The following is a 17,425-nucleotide window of genomic DNA, read 5'->3' as shown; positions in this document are numbered from 1 at the left end:
CATGTTTTATTTTATTCCGTCTTGGTATCCTGAAGATCGAACTTGGTACGATAATACTAGGATATGGTATAGGGGCAGTATGGCATCATATTTTGATGACAGTATCAATCAGATGAGAATGTTTCAGGCAGCAGGTCAGGACATGAGATTGGTTTGTCTGAACTATATGCCCAATTTACGCTACTTTTTACATCGCTATGATTTGTTAGAGGTAGATACTTTTTCTATCTTCGATGCTATTCAAGGGATTGAAGTAGAGCAAAATCAAGTCATTGATTATTTGGATCTGGACTGGCCGCAGGGCATTGAATTTATCAATACTCCCTTCTTAGTAATGGCACGCTTAAATGGAGAGTTATATGCTCAAATTGAGTTTGGTGAAGAAGGTCAGATGATCTGGATAGATTTTTTTAAACAAGGGCTTATCCATAAAAAGTTGATCTTTGATGATAGAGGTTTTCTGTCTAGTGTTATTTTTCACAGTCATGGTCAACCCTATTATCAAGACTACCTCGGTTTAGACGGTTGCTATCGTTTGCGCGAGTATCTTCATCCCGAAAATAGGGCTGTCCATGTGCATCCTAAGTTGAGAGGTCATTACAAGCAGCCTGTTTATGAAAATATGGGAGCTGTTATCCAAGAAGTTGCGGCTTCCTATTTTGAGAAACAAACATTGGGAACTTTGGTTGTAGCCGCAGATAGTCGCCACCAAGAGATCATTCAAAAGGTCAAAGGTAATCACAAACTCATTCTTTCCTTCTTCAAAAAAAGATACGATAGGGATCCGTTGTCTCATCAGGCTACTCTTGTAAAAGATTCGGCGTCTTTAGTTATAGCCGATCGTTTGGGGACCAAGGAGGAGTTGAAGTCAATGACAGGAGTACCTGTACAACAAATCTCCTTGTTTGATACCCGTTTAGCCTTGGGAAAAAGTCAACGGATGAAAGAGCAGCTAATCTATTTTGTTATAGACCATATTTCTCGTGAGGAAATGGAGAAGGTCCTTCTGGAGATGTTTGATTTGATGGCAGAACAGGAGGATGTTCATCTTGCCCTTGTCACCTACGAAGCCAACCCACGAGTTATTGAAGAGACAGAAGAGAGGTTGGAGGAATTTTTAGCTAGTCGTCCAGAGGATTATCTCTATCTTGAAAAAGAAGAGGTTAAACATGTCTATGAGGTCTTCGGACCAGAAAAGACTGAGAGCCGTATTTGTTTTAAAGCCCTTCATTCTGAAGTTGACATTATCAATGAGTTGGATCGGGCTAGGCTAGTCCTAGACCTGGCAGCAGAGCCGGACCTATATACTCAGATTGCAGGGATAAGTGCAGGTATTCCACAAATCAATGTCCTAGAGACAGAGTATGTTGAGCATTTGAAAAACGGCTATATTATCCAGAACAGGGACCAGGTTCGCGAGGCCTTGGAATACTATTTGATAGGATTAGTCCACTGGAATCAGGCCTTGGTATACTCAGTGCAAAAAATCACGGACTATACGAGTGGGGTCTTGGTCGAAAAAATGAAAGAAGCATTATACAAGTAAATGAAAGAAAAAATCAATATCTTACAGATAGGCTTAGAAGATTGGTCATCGCATATCGCCATTCCTGATAACATATCCTGGCATTATATAGATCCTGATGTTATCCTTCCTTTTCTAGAGGAGCGGGAGACAGTGAGTAAGCAACGAAAGCAACTCTTGAAAGAATTCAAGGTAATTTCAGAACTAAAAGAGAAGACAGAAGATGAGGATATCCAAATTCAGTACCAGATTCAGTTGGATCAATTGGAAGAGCAGTTGGAGACGTTGACCTTGGTATCTTATCAGGTCTTGATTTTGTCTGATAGAAAATACCATGCAAAAGTGATTGATTTTGGTCATGAATTTGATGCTTACCGTATTTTTTACCCTCAGGACTGGGAACCAGAACAGAAGGAACTGAGTGATTTACTGTACAAAAAAGTTGCGCATCGGTTTGAGTGGACAGGACGAAAAGAGCTTGTTCAAACGCTCTCGAAAGCACTCTTTAAGGGACAGTATGGTGCCAAGTTCAAGATTGATGAACTAGAGCTTTCTCCTCAATTTGAAGGAAAGATTTGGTATGAAGGGCAAAATTATGTTCATTTGGAGGGGGAATTTGGTAAGGATTTCCAGCAAATTGCCTTTTTCCGCTATAACCTACAAGCCTACAAAGAAATCTACTACGATATCTATTTTGAACATGGGATAGAGGGGGATTGCGACCTAGAATTGACCATTTCCTTAATCCAAGAGGGGTCAACTAACCATATAGTTCAAGAGTGGAAGTTTCAAGGTCCTCAGTTAAAAGAACAACTTTTTCTTGATTCAGTAGTGAATGGATACTTATTTTTCTCAGTTGCTGCGCGTGGTCAAGGGAAAGTAAAGCTTGGTTCCTGCCATCATCGATGGAGTCGGAATGGTCTCGGTGAATTTGTTCTAGGCGGTGAGCGTTTGGTTGACCAGCAAATGCAAGAAATTCATACCTTTTTCAATCCGATGGATTTTACTCCACCTCTTTGTGTCTACTTTTCAGGATTTCGTACAGCGGAGGGGTTTGAAGGTTACCGCCTCATCCGAAGTCTCAACAAGCCTTTTATGTTGATTTGTGATCCTCGCTTAATTGGTGGTGGTTTTTACCTAGGGAGTGATGAACTTGAGGCCAAAGTTGTTGCAAATATCCAAGAGAAGTTAGACTATCTAGGCTTTGATAATAGCCAACTTATTCTGTCGGGGATTTCCATGGGAACCTTTGGTGCCACTTATTATGGAACAAAATTATCTCCTGGGGGAATCGTCATCTCTAAACCAGTTTTGAGTTTGGGGACGGTTGCTTTAAGAGAAAAATTTGATCGTCCGGGTGGTTTTGCGACTTCCTTGGAACTCTTGCATGCACATTATGGTGATTTGACTGCTGAATCTGCCGATCGTCTTAATCAACGGTATTGGAGTCAGATGAAAGAGGGGATCTTTAAAGACACCACCATTTCGGTAGCCTACATGCGTGATGAGGATTATGACCGAACTGCCTTTGAAGAATTGGTACATTATAGTAAGATTACGGGAGCTCGGATTCATGGTAGAGGGTTTGAAGGTCGACACAATGATGGAGGAAACGCACCGACTGCCTGGTTTGAAAAACGGTATAGGGCAATGATCGAAACATTATTGGATAGGGATGCGGCAAATGAAAGTTAGAGTAAAATGGAAACATTTTTTACGTTCGGCCTACAGTTATGGCAGTGATATTCGTATCGAGGGAAATACGATATATTTTAAGAATGAGTTGATGCCACCTAGTTTTGAATTGAAACGCTGGCATTCGATAACCAATTTCCAAGGGAAACGCATTCAGCCTCAACTTCCCCTGCTGAAACATGGTAGTTCGTATAGAATCGAGGCAAGAGCTAGTGTTGAACCTAAGAATACCATGTATATACAGGTTGAGTTTTTTAATCGCTATCAAGAAAAAATCGACTTTGTGATTTTGAAAGATTTGGCTAGCCAGTTTATCTATCCTAAGGAAGCTCACTTTTACGAGATAGCTTTGATTAATGCAGGTTGTCAGCAGTTGACCTTTGAGGAACTTGTTTTGGAATCCTTGGATGAATTTCCTGAGGAAGATGCTATCTTGTTCGAAAGTTTGAATGCCTATGCTGAAAATAGCCCTCTAAACATTGTACTCTTGGAAAATAAACAAGATTTTTATATGTATAAGGGTGTGTTTCGTGAGATGGTTGATACCTGGAAAAATTTAGTTTTATTTGAAGATTCCAAGGTTGATTTGCAGGACCAGAAACACCTCAACTACTTGAAAATGTTGACAGAGCAAGCTGATTTTTCTGAACTGCGAGTTCTATCTTATGGACCAAAAGGAAATCAAGCAGCTAGGCAGTATAAGGAACATCATCCAGCCATTCATGTTTACTCAGTACCTGAGAATGTGCAAACAACTGATTGGGATGAGGTAGCTAAGGAGAGTAGTAGCTTTGCACAACGGAAATTAACCAAAGAATTAAAATTGGTTCGTTCAACCATTCATCCATTATTTTTATTGGATTTGATAGATGAGGAGGAAGTAGTAGATTAGTATGGATATTAAAAAATACTTTTCCTTGGATTATTTCCGTTTGGAAAAGTTAAGAGCTATTTACTTACAGATTGATCAACTGAAAGATGAAATGGCTGGCTTGACGGATCAAGAATTACGGGACAAGACGCAAGAATTTCGTAATCGCTTGGCTCAAGGTGAAACGGTAGATGATTTGCTCGTTGAGGCCTATGCCGTTGTTCGTGAGGCTGATAAGCGTGTGCTAGGTATGTTCCCTTATCAGGTACAGGTCATGGGGGCCATTGTTCTCCATCAAGGTAATATTGCCGAGATGAAGACAGGAGAGGGGAAAACCTTAACAGCCACCATGCCCCTCTATCTTAATGCTCTTGAAGGCAAGGGGGCCATGCTGATTACAACCAGCGCCTACTTAGCCATGCGTGATGGAGAAGAAATGGGTGACGTTTATCGTTTTCTTGGTCTATCGGTCGGTATCGGAGTTGAGAAGGATGATAAAAAGAAGGGAGCCGCTAAAAAAAGGGCAATCTACCATTCAGATATTGTCTACACAACCAACTCAGCCTTGGGCTTCGATTACCTGTTTGAAAATTTAGCCACACAGACAAAACAAAAGTTTTTAAGGCCCTTTCATTATGCCATTATTGATGAGGCGGATGCGGTGCTACTAGATACTGCACAAACCCCTTTGATCATTTCGGGTGCTCCTAGGGTACAGTCCAATCTATATGCCATTGCAGACCATTTTATTCATAGTTTAACAGAAGGTGAAAGTTATTATTATAACCGTGAATTGAGAGAAGTTTGGCTTACTCGAAAGGGGATTGCGGAGGCTGAAAGATATTTTAGCTCTAAAAATTTCTATGTGGCAAGCAATCGTGAGTTAGTTCGCCACGTTAATTTGGCACTACAAGCGCATAAGCTCTATACTCTTGGGAAAGATTATGTAGTAGAAGATGATGAAATTCGTTTGCTGGATAGAATTGATGGTCGTGTACTGCAAGGGACCAAGATACAGGGAGGTATTCATCAGGCTATTGAGCAAAAAGAAGGTGTAAAAATCACCTCAGAAATGCGGTCTATGGCCTCTATTACCTATCAAAATCTGTTCCTAATGTTTCCAAAACTGTCAGGTATGACGGGAACGGGTAAGACAGCAGAGTCCGAATTTATCGAAACCTACAATATGGAAGTTGTTCAAATTCCGACCAATAAACCGCTTGCTCGCATAGATTTTCCAGATAAGATCTATACCACTATTCCGGAAAAAATTACGGCAATCTTAGAAAAGGTTCGTAGAATTCATGCTACAGGACAGCCGATTCTGTTGGTAACCGGGTCGGTCAATTCATCAGAAATTTTCTCAGAACTACTCTTGATGGAAGGAATTCCCCATAGTCTTCTAAATGCCTACAATGCGGCCAAGGAAGCACAAATGATCGCTGAAGCCGGTCAGCTAGGTAGTGTGACAGTTGCGACCAGTATGGCTGGGCGGGGGACGGATATAAAATTAGGCAAGGGTGTTAAAGAATTGGGCGGTTTAGCCATTATCGGTACAGAACGGATGAAGAGTAAGCGGACAGACCTGCAATTAAGAGGTCGGTCTGGTCGTCAAGGTGATCCTGGCTTCAGCCAGTTTTATGTCTGTCTGGAAGATGACTTGATGATCGAACACGGTGGAAAATGGGTCCAGGACTATTTTAAACAGAATCGCGATAGAATTGATCCGCTGCGACCAAAGGAGCTACGTGCCAAGAAATTTGCCCGGGCCTTGAAGCACGCTCAAGATGCTAGCGATGGGAGTGGTCGCTCATCTCGGAGCATGACCCTCCAATTTGACGAAAGTGTTAAAGTACAACGTGATTTTGTCTATAAAGAACGAGATGCCATCATAGCTGGCAAGAGTGAAGCAATTGATATTTATGAGTTTGCGGATGAAATTATTGAAGAGTTTATCTCTGCGACTCCAACAATGACGGAGCATGCATTGGAGAGGTTCATATTGGATAATTTTACCTACGATTTCAGAGAATTTCCGAGAAACTTTTCATTTGCCGATGAAGACAGTGTAAGGGAACTCTTGATGAATATTGTGGAGAATGAAATCAATCGGAAAAAAGACCTGCTGAAAGATGATTTTATCCAGTTTGAACGGATTGCACTGTTGAAGGCGATTGATGAGACTTGGATTGAGGAAGTGGATTACTTGCAACAATTAAGGATTATTGCTGGTGCTCGAATCACAGCACAACGAAATCCAATTTACGAATACCACATCGAGGCCTTTACATCTTATGAAAAAATGAAGAAAGAAATTCGAGTGGCTTCTTTACGGAATTTGATGTTAAGCCAGGTGTCTTATGATAAGACAGAACTGCAAATTTATTTTGCTTGATAGAAAGGTAGGACAATGACGGTATATAATATCAATTTAGGAATTGGTTGGGCCAGTAGTGGTGTAGAATATGCCCAAGCCTATCGGGCCAATATTTTTAGAAAATTAGGTGTTGATAGTCGTTTCATTTTTACAGATTTTTTTACTCAGGACAATTTGTCTGCCCTCACTAGGAATATTGGTTTTCAGGATGAGGAAATAATCTGGCTCTATACCTATTTCACAGATCAGAAAGTTTCTCCCATTACCTATACATTGGATCAGTTGAGGCAGGATGTTAAAGGAAAAATTAGTAGAGAGGAGCGAGAAGGAAAGATCGTTCGTTTATTCTACGATGATCAGGATTTCTTTTTGACAGCATATTTGCAAAAAGAAGATGAGGATTTTGTCCACCGTGTTGAGTATGTGTCGAGTGGCATGTTGATACGAAAGGACTTCTTTACCTATTTGAGAAGTTTCAGTGAATACTACACTCCTCGTGATAATAAGGCTTTTCTCTATTTGAGACGCTACTTTAATGAAGATGGCTCGGTTGCCTATGAAGAGGTGATTGATGGCTCCAACAGTGTCTTTAGAATGTCAGATGCCATTCTAACTTCTAAGGATGAATTTGTTGCATATTTTATGCAGAAATTGGGTTTGACGGACAAGGATGTTCTCATCCTAGACCGTGCTACAGGAATTGGTCAGGCTGTATTTTCCAATAAGGGAAGAGCTCGTCTGGGGGTTGTCATTCATGCGGAGCATTACAGTCCTAATAACCAAACGGAAACAACCATTCTTTGGAATAACTTTTATGATTATCAGTTTGTTCACGCAGATACGGTTGATTTCTTTATCACTTCTACTCAGCGTCAAAAAGAGGTGTTGGAAGAGCAATTTTCTACCTATGTTGGCCGTGTGCCTCGTGTAGTTGCCATTCCTGTCGGGAGTATTGATCAGGTGAGAAAGGGTGAAAATAGAAGGCCTTACTCCATTATCACAGCTTCCCGTCTAGCTACGGAGAAACATGTAGATTGGCTAACAAGAGCAGTGGTCCTGGCTAAGAAAGAATTGCCAGAGTTATCTTTTGATATTTATGGCAGTGGTGGGGAGTCCGGTAAGATTTCTGCTATCATCAAGGAACATCAAGCCGAAGACTATATTGTCTTGAAAGGTCATCATGATTTGACAGAGGTTTACAAGGATTATGAATTGTATCTGACCGCTTCCAAGAGTGAGGGCTTTGGTTTAACTCTCCTAGAAGCTATCGGTTCAGGTTTGCCCTTGATTGGATTTGATGCTCCATATGGTAATCAGACCTTTATTCGTCATGGCAAAAATGGTTACCTTCTTCCATTCCCTACGGTTGAAGATGAGCAGAAGATTGTAGAAGATTACTATCATGCCTTGATAGAATTTTTCAGCCAAAAAGATCGTCAGGCTATGCAAGATATTTCATATGAATTGGCAGCTGACTTTTTAACGTCGGAAATTGAACAAAAATGGCTTGACCTAATAGAGGAGGTACGTGCGTGATTCATTTATTCGATTCCTATCATCAATCCAGTTGGGACCTACATTATTCACTCCTATGTTCGGGTTATGCTAACCCAACCATAGTTTTACAGGATGATGGTTTTTTACTTGAGGATGTGACAACACCTTTTCGATTTTTTACTGGTTATGATGAAGTTCAAGGTTTACCACTTTATTTCAATCAGGTCAAGACGCCAGATTTTTGGGAAATTCGTGGGGATAATAGTAAGGCTGAGGTCTATCATTTTGCTAACAAACGTGCCCATATTCACTATGCAAACCCAAGTCATAAGCGGCTAGTTAAGGCAGTGGATTGGTTTGATGAAGCTGGTCGTATCCTTGTGACAGATCGTTACAATGACAAGGGGTTACGATTTGGTCAGACTAGTTACGACCGTCAAGGTCAGGCGACTCAGACTAGTTATTATTCTGTTGATGGGCAGGAGGTCTTGATTGAGAACCATGGCACTGGTGATTTGATTTTGAATTACCAAGGTCAGATTCATTTTTTCAAGAATAAGCATAGCTGGATTGAATTTTACCTCAAAGAAGCTGGCTTTGATTTGGATCGTATTGTTTACAATACCTTGGCTCTGCCATTTCTAACTGCATTTTATCTTGAAGAAGAGGGAGAGGACTTGTTATTCTGGCAGGAGCCAATTACGGATGAAATTCCTGGGAACATGCGCTTGTTGTTGGAAAAACAGAGTAAGCGTCCAACCAAGATTCTTGTACAAGATAAGAAAACATATGAGCGGTTGTTAGCTTTGGTAACTGATGAGCAGAAGGATAGCATCGCTTACTTGGGCTATCTATATCCCTTGAAAGAGAAGCGTGACTTGCAACCTGAGGCACTGATTTTAACCAACTCAGATCAGCTAGAACAGTTGGACAAGTTGGTAAGTGGTTTGCCAGGATTACATTTTCATATTGGTGCAATCACGGAGATGTCCAGTCGTTTGATGGAAATGGGACGACATAAAAATGTTACCCTCTACCCAAATATGTCTTTGGATTTGGCGCGTGAGCTTTACCAAAGGGTCAGCATCTATCTGGATATCAACCATGGCAACGAAATCCTATCGGCTGTTAGAACGGCCTTTGAATGGCGTTTGGTCATCTTCAGTTTTGAGGAGACCATACACAATCCTTCTTACGTAGCTGGCGAAAACAGATATTCTTCTGCAAGAGTGGAGGAAATGATGTGGAAACTGCAAGGCTTATTGGATAATCAAGCTGGTTTACAAGATCGTTTACTAGCGGCTCAAGAAATGGAAGCCAATATCACGACTGTTGAGAACTATCAGCAGCTGATAGGTTAGGAGGGGCTATGAAAAATGAACACCCTTTGAAAGCACGCATTGAGCAACGTATTGCCGAGGAACGATATGTGATTCCCAAAGAGAGAAAAAGAAGTCAATTAAATTTTAATATCATTATCATCATCTCGGTTTTAATCAGTCTTGGATTGATTGTCTATCAGATTATTCAATACTTTTTTTTCTAGAAAACAGATAAAAATATGATTCCAAAGGGGGTCCTATGACCTTTTTAAAAGCATATTTTTTTACAGTCGTTGAGTTTCCTTATAGCAAAAAGAATCGAACATCAGGCTGCTTGTACAGTCAGTGGGGGCAAGGTGGAGATGATACTTGCAAAGCATCTAACTTCTACCAAATATTAGTAGAATTTTTGTTTTTAAGAGTCTTAAGCAAATTTTTAGTAACTTTTGCTATATTTTAGGTTGATCAATTCATTTAGTATGAAATTATGTAATATTTTTCATTTTTATTTGAAGAAAATCATTGAAAAATTAGAAAAATATTTGATGTATTTTCTTAGTTGTGATAAAATTATAGCAATTGATTTATTTTTGGCGTATACAAAAAATTAATGGTATATGCTGTGGGGTATTGTCATTTAGTTTATCTTTTTTTACTATTGCGAGCGTGGAAACTTCGTTTCTGCATTTCCAAGCTCCAGTATTCCACTGGATTGCTAGAACTTACTTAGCTGTTCGGTACAGTCTGGACTTGGTTGTCTTGTACTAAAAGTAAATTAACTGACATGGATTAAATAGGAGCATTCATGAATTCAAAACGGTTTAATAAAAATTTTGATGAGATAGATCGTAAAAGTAAAGTTAAGATGCACAAATCAGGTAAGAACTGGGTTCGGACAGTTATGTCTCAATTGAACTTACTTCGTGTTATTCGAGGTCAGGGCCAAGCTACCATTTCCTTACCTGTTATCGAAAATAGTGAGCGCCTGGATCGTCAACGTATGGACTACCTCAAAGCAGTACTTGCTTCAGGAGCTGCTATTACAGGTACTGCCGTAACGACAGCTTTTGCGGAAGAGCAAGTGATGGTGATGGAGCAAGAGGCAGAGGGTAATGCTGATACGGTTGTTAACCAGGATTATGTGGTTATCGAAACCGTTTCAACGGAGATTGTGGATGAAACCAGTCTGTCCATTTCTGAGTCACTAGTTGGTTCACTCAGTCATTCCCTTTCACTCAGTCAGTCGCTAGCCTCGTCCTTGAGCGAATCACTCAGTTTGAGCGAGTTGGAGAGCCACTCTTCATCCATTAGCGCCAGTGAGTCAGCTTCATTCAGTGCAAGTGAATCTAGTTCGATGAGTGCCAGCGAGTCACATTCTACCTCCTTGAGTACTAGTGAGTCTGTTTCCTTGTCCTTGTCTTCATCTGAATCATCCGTTTCGGATAAACAGGTTTCAGAGAGCCAAACTAGTTCAGACTCTATCCGTTCTACAAGTAGCACAAGTACCACTAGTCAGACATCGACTGAGGAAACCTCGGTTTCGACTTCGACATCAGAAGTTTCTGAAACCAGTTCATCATCAACTTCTTCTGAAACAGAATCTAGTCTTGCTTCGGCAACGAGTAGCCAGCCAGCTCCACTCAATACATTCGGAGTTGGTCAAGGTTTGTCGCTTCTCAACAGTACAGTAGCAGGAACAGCGACAGCAAGTTCTGAAGTGACGACAGCATTGTTGGCGGCAAGCTTGGATAGTTCTTCTTCCAGCCAGTCGGAAACGTCAAAATCAACCACTACAACAACAGACCGTGTTGTCGACATTAATTACTCTGTAAAATATGTAGAAGTTGGTACAGGCAAGGTCGTTAAAATTGTTGAAAAAACCCTCTCAGTGAATACGGCAGAAGAAGTCGCACTAGAAATTGTTGAAGAAACAGCTGAACTCCCAGAGGGCTATGTATTGAGCAGTAGCCAATCTGAACAAATTCGCCAGGCTCTGATTAGCTCACAAGACAATGTCCTTACTTTCTATGTGGAAAAAGATTTGACATTAGAAAGCAGTGCTAAAATTGAACTTCAGCAGCTGTTCGCAGAAGGTCGGGTATTAGCAGGCTATACAAATACCGTTCTTTCCAAGGGTGAATCATCTGAGAGTGTCCAAACTTCATTATCAACTCTCGTTGAGGAGTTGCAAGTTGCAGAAACAGCGCTTTTGACAGCAGACGTTTCAGATGCGCACTATAGTCAACTTGCTACTGAGCTACGGACAGATATTCTATCTCTTGCACAAGCCTTGATGGCTTATACAGGTGATGATAGCATTGCGGTTGCTCTTAACCTGACTAGCTCAAGCACATTGAAAGTAGGCGAAGGGGAAGGGGTATTAGTCGATACACTTTCTACGGCAAGCCCGGCTATGACAGATGCCAATGGGGCGAAAATTTCGAATCCAACGAATTCGACAGGTTTTACCCCATCCTCTGAATCAGAACGTTTTACGTTCAATTATTCCAAACTAAATTGGTTCGGTGATCAATTAACGGATAAAACAATTAAAGAGAATTACTATTTCCGTTACTCTTTGGATTATGATTCATCGACAACTACAACTTATTTAGAACTTGTCAATAAGACAACCAATACAGTTGTTGAGAGGCATACTTTAGACAAGGGGCAAACAGCTACTTTTACATATTTCCAAAATTATTCTGGTGCGGATAATAAACCGTTAACGATTACCTACGGTGATAGCACTTCGTCATCAACGACAACAGGTGAACTTCAATTACAGTATAACGGTGGAACGCTCACTAATACCTTAGTTCCGACCTATCAATTATATACGACTTACTATAAAACTACTGATGGAACAACTATTGCAACCTACTCAATGATGGGTATTGGTGGTCAAATTGCTACGCCATCTGTTAAACGTGATTTTGTAGGCTATGATTATGCAAGAACAACAGGTGGTAATGCGGTACGCCTTTATTCTCCAGGAACGATTTATAATGATGGTGCGATTTCTACATCGTATATTAAACGTCTGGCAGAAGTTGTAGATGAGAACGGTAGCGTTGTTAAGACTGTATGGGTAAAAGATCCAACCTACACCGGTACAGTTGACTATAATTCTGCGGATACAACTGGATTCTTTAAGGTGATGGAGACGGAAGTTCTAGCCCCTCAAAGTTACAATACAAGTTTACTAGTACCAACAGGGTCAATAGTGAGCAGTACAGAGGCCGCTCAAATAACAGCAAATGCAGAGGCGAAGAAAGTTGATAATGACATTTTCGTCGTGGTCTATGAGGATAGCACATTACAAGTACGGTATGGATTTTCTGGATATAGATATGACCAATACGGAAATAACTATGGTTCAGCAGTTCATGTCCAAACAATTCTAAAACCGACGCATCCGGAGTATGCCCCGAACTATACGGACTCTAACGGTAATGTTGTAAACCCTAATACAAGGGGGACCCATGTACAATTATTCAATGCATTAATCGATAAAACTACGAATATAACAACACACTGGTATACAGTTGATACATCTGAGTCTACATCATTATCTAAATCTAATTCTTTATCGCAATCAGAATCTGCTTCAACCAGCGCATCGACTTCCGCAAGTACGAGTGCCAGTGAATATGCCTCTACCTCAGCAAGTACGTCAGCAAGCGAATCCGCGTCGACCAGTGCGTCAACATCGGCAAGTATGAGTGCCAGCGAGTCAGCATCGACCAGTGCGTCAACATCGGCAAGTACAAGTGCTTCTGAGTCAGCCTCGACTAGTGCCTCGACATCAGCGTCTGAGTCAGCATCAACCTCAGCGTCAGAATCAGCATCAACCTCAGCGTCAGAATCAGCATCGACCTCAGCGTCAGAGTCAGCATCGACTAGTGCGTCTACTTCAGCAAGTACGTCAGCTAGTGAGTCGGCATCGACTAGTGCATCAACCTCAGCAAGCACTTCAGCCAGCGAGTCAGCGTCGACCAGTGCCTCGACTTCAGCAAGTACATCAGCCAGCGAGTCAGCATCAACCTCAGCATCTGAGTCAGCCAGCACCTCAGCGTCAGAGTCAGCGTCGACCAGTGCGTCAACATCAGCAAGTACGTCTGCTAGCGAGTCCGCTTCGACTAGTGCGTCAACCTCAGCAAGTACGTCAGCTTCCGAGTCCGCCTCGACCAGTGCGTCAACCTCCGCAAGCACGTCGGCTTCAGAATCCGCCTCAACTAGTGCGTCAACCTCAGCGAGCACAAGTGCTTCCGAGTCAGCATCTATGAGTGCGTCTACTTCAGCAAGTACGTCAGCTTCTGAGTCCGCCTCGACCAGTGCGTCAACCTCAGCAAGCACATCAGCTTCAGAGTCCGCGTCGACCAGTGCGTCTACCTCAGCAAGTACATCGGCTTCAGAGTCCGCATCGACTAGTGCATCTACTTCAGCAAGTACGTCCGCTTCAGAGTCTGCGTCAACTAGTGCGTCTACCTCAGCAAGTACGTCAGCCAGCGCGTCTGCATCAACCAGCGCGTCCACCTCGGCAAGTACGTCGGCCAGCGAGTCCGCATCAACCAGTGCGTCCACCTCGGCAAGTACTTCAGCTTCAGAGTCTGCATCAACCAGTGCGTCCACCTCAGCAAGTGCGTCAGCCTCAGAGTCCGCGTCAACTAGTGCATCTACCTCAGCAAGTACATCGGCTTCAGAGTCCGCATCGACTAGTGCATCTACTTCAGCAAGTACGTCAGCCAGCGAGTCCGCATCGACTAGTGCATCAACTTCAGCAAGTACGTCGGCAAGCGAGTCTGCGTCAATGAGTGCGTCTACCTCAGCAAGTACTTCGGCTTCAGAGTCCGCGTCGACTAGTGCGTCTACCTCAGCAAGTACGTCAGCCTCAGAGTCAGCGTCCATGAGTGCATCTACTTCAGCAAGCACATCAGCTTCAGAGTCAGCGTCGACCAGTGCGTCTACCTCAGCAAGTACGTCAGCCTCAGAGTCAGCGTCCATGAGTGCATCTACTTCAGCAAGCACATCAGCTTCAGAGTCAGCATCAATGAGTGCGTCCACCTCAGCAAGTACGTCAGCCAGCGCGTCTGCGTCAACTAGCGCGTCTACCTCAGCAAGTACGTCGGCCAGCGAGTCCGCGTCCACCAGTGCGTCTACCTCAGCAAGTACTTCGGCTTCAGAGTCCGCATCAACCAGTGCGTCAACTTCAGCAAGTACGTCTGCTAGTGAGTCTGCGTCGACTAGTTCATCTACTTCAGCAAGTACTTCGGCCAGCGAGTCCGCGTCCATGAGTGCATCTACTTCAGCAAGTACTTCGGCTTCAGAGTCCGCGTCGACCAGTGCGTCAACTTCAGCAAGTACTTCGGCTTCAGAGTCCGCATCAACCAGTGCGTCTACTTCAGCAAGTACGTCTGCTAGTGAGTCTGCGTCGACTAGTGCATCTACTTCAGCAAGTACATCAGCCAGCGCGTCTGCGTCAATGAGTGCGTCTACTTCGGCAAGTACATCAGCCAGCGAGTCTGCGTCTACCAGTGCATCTACCTCAGCAAGTACGTCTGCTAGTGAGTCCGCGTCGACTAGTGCGTCTACTTCGGCAAGTACATCAGCCAGCGAGTCAGCGTCGACCAGTGCATCTACCTCAGTAAGTACATCAGCCAGCGAGTCAGCGTCGACTAGTGCGTCTACTTCGGCAAGTACATCGGCTTCAGAGTCCGCATCAATGAGTGCGTCTACCTCAGCAAGTACATCAGCCAGCGCGTCTGCGTCAATGAGTGCATCTACTTCAGCAAGTACATCGGCTTCAGAGTCCGCATCGACTAGTGCATCTACTTCAGCAAGTACGTCCGCTTCAGAGTCTGCGTCAACTAGTGCGTCTACCTCAGCAAGTACGTCAGCCAGCGAGTCTGCATCAACCAGCGCGTCCACCTCGGCAAGTACGTCGGCCAGCGAGTCCGCATCAACCAGTGCGTCCACCTCGGCAAGTACTTCAGCTTCAGAGTCTGCATCAACCAGTGCGTCCACCTCAGCAAGTACGTCAGCCAGCGAGTCTGCATCAACCAGTGCATCTACCTCAGCAAGTACGTCCGCTTCAGAGTCTGCGTCAACTAGTGCGTCTACCTCAGCAAGTACGTCAGCCAGCGAGTCTGCATCAATCAGTGCATCTACCTCAGCAAGTACGTCCGCTTCAGAGTCTGCGTCAACTAGTGCATCTACCTCAGCAAGTACGTCCGCTTCAGAGTCCGCATCGACTAGTGCATCTACTTCAGCAAGTACGTCGGCAAGCGAGTCTGCGTCAATGAGTGCATCTACTTCAGCAAGTACGTCGGCAAGCGAGTCTGCGTCAATGAGTGCATCTACTTCAGCAAGTACGTCGGCAAGCGAGTCTGCGTCAATGAGTGCATCTACCTCAGCAAGTACGTCTGCTAGTGCGTCTGCGTCGACCAGTGCGTCTACCTCAGCAAGTACGTCGGCAAGCGAGTCAGCGTCGACCAGTGCATCTACCTCAGCAAGTACTTCGGCTTCAGAGTCCGCGTCAACCAGTGCGTCTACCTCAGCAAGTACGTCGGCAAGTGAGTCCGCATCAACCAGTGCGTCTACTTCAGCAAGTACGTCGGCAAGTGAGTCTGCGTCGACCAGTGCATCTACCTCAGCAAGCACATCAGCTAGCGAGTCAGCGTCAATGAGTGCGTCTACTTCAGCAAGTACGTCGGCTTCAGAGTCAGCATCAATGAGTGCGTCTACCTCAGCAAGTACGTCAGCTTCAGAGTCAGCATCAATGAGTGCGTCAACTTCAGCAAGTACCTCAGCCTCAGAGTCAGCGTCGACCAGTGCGTCTACTTCAGCAAGTACAAGTGCCAGCGAGTCAGCGTCAATGAGTGCATCTACCTCAGCAAGTACGTCAGCCAGCGAGTCCGCGTCGACCAGTGCGTCTACCTCAGCAAGTACGTCAGCTTCAGAGTCCGCATCAACCAGTGCATCAACATCGGCAAGTACAAGCGCTTCCGAGTCAGCTTCGACTAGTGCGTCAACATCCGCAAGCACGTCAGCGTCAGAGTCAGCATCAACCTCAGCGTCAGAATCAGCATCGACCTCAGCGTCAGAGTCAGCATCGACCTCAGCATCAGAGTCAGCATCGACCTCAGCGTCAGAGTCAGCATCGACCTCAGCGTCAGAATCAGCAAGTACATCAGCCAGCGAGTCAGCGTCGACCAGTGCGTCAACATCAGCAAGTACGTCTGCCAGCGAGTCCGCGTCGACCAGTGCATCAACTTCAGCAAGTACGTCAGCTTCTGAGTCAGCTTCGACCAGTGCGTCAACATCTGCAAGTATGAGTGCTTCCGAGTCCGCCTCGACTAGTGCGTCTACTTCAGCAAGCACGTCAGCTAGTGAGTCCGCTTCAATGAGTGCATCAACCTCAGCAAGTGAATCCGCGTCGACCAGTGCGTCTACTTCCGCAAGTACAAGTGCCAGCGAGTCGGCTTCGACTAGTGCGTCAACATCCGCAAGTATGAGTGCAAGCGAGTCCGCGTCGACGAGTGCGTCAACTTCAGCAAGTATGAGTGCTAGCGAGTCGGCTTCGACCAGTGCGTCAACTTCCGCAAGTACATCAGCATCTGAGTCCGCCTCAACTAGTGCATCGACCAGCACCTCGACTTCTGAATCAACAAGTCCAAAACATACAAGACTACCAAGCACAGGTGAAGAGAGGATAGAAGTAGCGGGAGCAGTTAGCACTGCAATGTTACTAGGTGCCTTTGCTCTTACAGCAAGACGTCGTCGTAAAAAAGACGAAGAAACTGAATAGTTAGAGACCGATAATGTCGGTAATCTAAAAATTATTTTGTGAAACTCTGTAATTTAGTAGTGATTCAACTCATTACGATGATTACAGAGTTTTTTTTATACGATTGTCATTAGAATTCTAAAGTATTATTTTTTAATACTTTGTTCCTTTTGTTTAGGCTATTCAAAATGAATTTGTTCCGCTTACAATATTCAAAATAAGCGTAACCGCCCAATAACAAAGTATATTGAAAAGGCTCCAAAGTCCTATTGACTCTGGAACCTTTTTCTATTTACATGCTCTCTTAATTTTTTCCTTCCATGGCAAATAAGCCTCCAGCACCTCCTTT

The 17,425-nt window shown here is 43.8% G+C and carries 11 protein-coding genes and 2 pseudogenes; 11 read left to right on the top strand and 2 right to left on the bottom strand.

What is annotated here, in order from left to right:
• Position 1 precedes the first annotated feature (1 nt).
• From asp1 to NF418_RS10595, 9 genes and pseudogenes are all read left to right on the top strand, one after another.
• Entirely contained in the window at positions 2–1,546 is a 1,545-nt protein-coding gene (gene asp1, locus NF418_RS07290; protein ID WP_256779038.1) for an accessory Sec system protein Asp1, read from the top strand.
• Positions 1,547–3,220: an accessory Sec system protein Asp2 gene (gene asp2, locus NF418_RS07285; RefSeq protein ID WP_256779037.1), complete on the top strand. Its 1,674-nt coding sequence runs from the start codon at positions 1,547–1,549 to the stop codon at positions 3,218–3,220. It abuts the gene before it with no gap.
• Positions 3,210–4,112 carry an accessory Sec system protein Asp3 gene (gene asp3 / locus NF418_RS07280; RefSeq protein ID WP_256779036.1) on the top strand — a complete coding sequence of 301 codons (903 nt, stop codon included), beginning with the start codon at positions 3,210–3,212 and terminating at the stop codon, positions 4,110–4,112. Before asp2 ends, asp3 begins: the two co-directional genes overlap by 11 nt.
• A 1-nt stretch (position 4,113) precedes the next feature.
• Positions 4,114–6,486, top strand: a complete 2,373-nt coding sequence (gene secA2, locus NF418_RS07275; RefSeq protein ID WP_256779035.1) for an accessory Sec system translocase SecA2 — start codon at positions 4,114–4,116, stop codon at positions 6,484–6,486.
• A 15-nt stretch (positions 6,487–6,501) separates the two neighbouring features.
• Positions 6,502–8,004 (top strand): accessory Sec system glycosyltransferase GtfA, encoded by a 1,503-nt coding sequence (gene gtfA / locus NF418_RS07270; RefSeq protein ID WP_256779034.1) that lies wholly within the window; start codon positions 6,502–6,504, stop codon positions 8,002–8,004.
• The gene (gtfB, locus tag NF418_RS07265) at positions 8,001–9,326 is read left to right on the top strand and encodes an accessory Sec system glycosylation chaperone GtfB (RefSeq protein ID WP_256779033.1); all 1,326 of its coding nucleotides are present in this window, start codon (positions 8,001–8,003) and stop codon (positions 9,324–9,326) included. Before gtfA ends, gtfB begins: the two co-directional genes overlap by 4 nt.
• A gap of 8 nt (positions 9,327–9,334) precedes the next feature.
• Positions 9,335–9,511, top strand: a complete 177-nt coding sequence (locus NF418_RS07260) for a hypothetical protein (protein ID WP_256779032.1) — start codon at positions 9,335–9,337, stop codon at positions 9,509–9,511.
• A gap of 35 nt (positions 9,512–9,546) precedes the next feature.
• A complete protein-coding gene (locus NF418_RS07255; RefSeq protein ID WP_256779031.1) occupies positions 9,547–9,747 on the top strand; it encodes a hypothetical protein in 201 nt (66 codons plus the stop codon).
• 345 nt (positions 9,748–10,092) lie between these two features.
• Positions 10,093–10,332 (top strand): annotated as a pseudogene (locus NF418_RS10595) (accessory Sec-dependent serine-rich glycoprotein adhesin); the annotation flags it as partial.
• A 194-nt stretch (positions 10,333–10,526) separates the two neighbouring features.
• On the opposite strand, the gene NF418_RS10590 reads toward NF418_RS10595, so the two are convergent.
• Positions 10,527–10,787 (bottom strand): hypothetical protein, encoded by a 261-nt coding sequence (locus NF418_RS10590; protein ID WP_306172691.1) that lies wholly within the window; start codon positions 10,785–10,787, stop codon positions 10,527–10,529.
• Positions 10,788–10,946: 159 nt separating this feature from the next.
• Positions 10,947–11,105, bottom strand: a complete 159-nt coding sequence (locus tag NF418_RS10585; RefSeq protein WP_306172690.1) for a hypothetical protein — start codon at positions 11,103–11,105, stop codon at positions 10,947–10,949.
• A gap of 1,903 nt (positions 11,106–13,008) precedes the next feature.
• Here NF418_RS10585 and NF418_RS10580 point away from each other — a divergent pair.
• Positions 13,009–15,834, top strand: a pseudogene (locus NF418_RS10580) (hypothetical protein); the annotation flags it as partial.
• A 138-nt stretch (positions 15,835–15,972) separates the two neighbouring features.
• Positions 15,973–17,097, top strand: a complete 1,125-nt coding sequence (locus NF418_RS10775; protein ID WP_444861124.1) for an LPXTG cell wall anchor domain-containing protein — start codon at positions 15,973–15,975, stop codon at positions 17,095–17,097.
• The last annotated feature ends 328 nt before the right edge of the window (positions 17,098–17,425 follow it).

It is taken from the genome of Streptococcus suis (assembly GCF_024509555.1).
GTDB lineage: Bacteria > Bacillota > Bacilli > Lactobacillales > Streptococcaceae > Streptococcus > Streptococcus suis_AD.
The sequence above is the reverse complement of the archived record's forward strand: the minus strand, read 5'-3'. Positions and strand labels throughout refer to the sequence as shown.

What these genes read in the sequence shown, in the direction of transcription:
- asp1 (WP_256779038.1), top strand. Translation starts at nt 2, where the DNA reads ATGTTTTATTTTATTCCGTCTTGGTATCCTGAAGATCGAACTTGGTAC.
- asp2 (WP_256779037.1), top strand. Translation starts at nt 1,547, where the DNA reads ATGAAAGAAAAAATCAATATCTTACAGATAGGCTTAGAAGATTGGTCA.
- asp3 (WP_256779036.1), top strand. Translation starts at nt 3,210, where the DNA reads ATGAAAGTTAGAGTAAAATGGAAACATTTTTTACGTTCGGCCTACAGT.
- secA2 (WP_256779035.1), top strand. Translation starts at nt 4,114, where the DNA reads ATGGATATTAAAAAATACTTTTCCTTGGATTATTTCCGTTTGGAAAAG.
- gtfA (WP_256779034.1), top strand. Translation starts at nt 6,502, where the DNA reads ATGACGGTATATAATATCAATTTAGGAATTGGTTGGGCCAGTAGTGGT.
- NF418_RS07260 (WP_256779032.1), top strand. Translation starts at nt 9,335, where the DNA reads ATGAAAAATGAACACCCTTTGAAAGCACGCATTGAGCAACGTATTGCC.
- NF418_RS07255 (WP_256779031.1), top strand. Translation starts at nt 9,547, where the DNA reads ATGACCTTTTTAAAAGCATATTTTTTTACAGTCGTTGAGTTTCCTTAT.
- NF418_RS10585 (WP_306172690.1), bottom strand. Translation starts at nt 11,105, where the DNA reads ATGTCGACAACACGGTCTGTTGTTGTAGTGGTTGATTTTGACGTTTCC.
- NF418_RS10775 (WP_444861124.1), top strand. Translation starts at nt 15,973, where the DNA reads ATGAGTGCGTCTACTTCAGCAAGTACGTCGGCTTCAGAGTCAGCATCA.